The organism is Desulfamplus magnetovallimortis, assembly GCF_900170035.1.
Classification (GTDB): domain Bacteria; phylum Desulfobacterota; class Desulfobacteria; order Desulfobacterales; family Desulfobacteraceae; genus Desulfamplus; species Desulfamplus magnetovallimortis.
The window spans coordinates 217,717-219,403 of sequence record NZ_LT828548.1; the positions used below are offsets into that span (position 1 = coordinate 217,717).

General features: G+C 40.5%; 2 protein-coding genes. One reads left to right on the top strand and one right to left on the bottom strand.

The genetic code is table 11. The annotated features are described in order from the left end of the window. The coding region (locus tag MTBBW1_RS28455; protein ID WP_222424074.1) for a hypothetical protein at positions 1-353 on the bottom strand (353 nt) is incomplete at its 3' end. 368 nt (positions 354-721) lie between these two features. Between MTBBW1_RS28455 and MTBBW1_RS15855 the strand changes: the two genes are divergently transcribed. After that, positions 722-1,321, top strand: coding sequence for a hypothetical protein (locus MTBBW1_RS15855; RefSeq protein ID WP_222424075.1), 600 nt, complete (start codon positions 722-724; stop codon positions 1,319-1,321). Positions 1,322-1,687: the final 366 nt, after the last annotated feature.

Consider the following 1,687-nt stretch of genomic DNA (forward strand, 5'->3'; position numbering starts at 1 on the left):
AATCTCTTATTAAGGGCTTCACTGTTTGCTTTCATCTCTGATCTAAGGGCTTCACTGTTTGTTTTCATCTCTGATCTAAGGGCTTCATTGCTTGACTTCATCTCCTCTCTTAAATCAGATATCCTTGATGAAAGAGCATCATTGTTTGCTTTCATTTGCGATCTAAGAGCCTCATTGGCAGCTTTCATTTCTGATCTAAGAGATTCCTGGCCAGCCTCTAATTTTGCAAGTTTTTCTGTAATTTCACGGTCAGATATATGAGGTGCGACTTCTACTGCAACTGATAATGACGGGAATAAACAGTATAAAAGTGTTAATATTAACATTATAAAAAGCATTGATTTGATCTTCATTATCATTAACCTCCTATTAACATTAGGAATATGTTCAACAATCAACTCTCATATCTGTTATTAATATAAGTATTCGGAAAATAAAAAACAATAAAAAAAGGGGAACAGGCATTATAGACCTATTCCCCTTTCGTTAATTTTTCTATTCTATTCCCGCAGAAAAAAACAACTTTATTGGACATCCTTCATATCATCTCAAATCTACCCGGATTTCTAATCCCACCTCACCCCCCCCCTCTCCATTACTGGAGAGGGGGTTAGTCGGTAAGGTAGATGGGTAATTTATTTTTGTGTTGTCACTTTATGCTTTGATGGTTATATTTAAGTAAACGATGAAGAGAGAAACAGAGGAAGAGGGAGGATTAAAAATGGAACAGGTGCTGTCACAGGATATGCTGCTCAATTTTTTTCAGGAAATTAAAGATCTGTATAGAGAGACGGATCGGAAGTTTCAGGAGACGGATCGGAAGTTTCAGGAGATGGAACGTTTGATGAAGGAGCAGTCGGCAGAAACAGACCGCATCCTGAAAAATATCTCTAAAAACCTAGGTGCTTTGGGCAACCGTCTGGGGGAATTTGTGGAGAATATGGTGGCACCTGCTGTTGTGCGGTTGTTTCAGTCCATGGATATTCAGGTTCATGAAGTGTATCCAGGGGTTGAAGCCAATCGGAGCGGCGAAGGGATTGAAATTGACCTTCTGGTGGTCAATGAGAGCATCCTGGTTGCCGTGGAGTGCAAAAGCAAGCTGACCCGGGAGCATGTGGATGAGCATGTTGTCAGGATGGAAAAGCTAAAGCGGATGCTGCCTCTTTATAAAAACCACAAAGCCCTGGGATGTGTGGCAGCCATGGTAATGAGTGAAAGTGTTAAAAAATATGCCCACAGCCAGGGGTTTTATGTGCTGTACCAGAACGGTGAGGGAGTCGATGTCAGCAAACCGGAAGGGTTCAATCCCAGAGTGTGGTAAAGAAAGAAAGAAAAAAGAAAAACGGGGACAGGTACATAAGTTTTGTGAGAATTGGTTTACGAAAGAATTCTTCATGGGAGTGTTCTTTTCTCAAAGGATTATTGATACATCCATTGATACCGGAATTTTCCTGATTCTAATTTTATCAGTTTTATATGAAAGTCTCAGTAAGTGGCTGTTTTTAAAACGACTTTCATCTCTTCGATTGTGGCGGCTATCCGCCATGTACGTTTTATAAGAAAGTCCCCGTCTTTTAAAGATCTATAGGACTTTCATGCTTCGTTGTGGCAGATGGCTCTGCCATGGCCGTTATAGGAGATAATTCACGCAGACTTTCTGGAAGGACACAATACTCCCAAAATAACT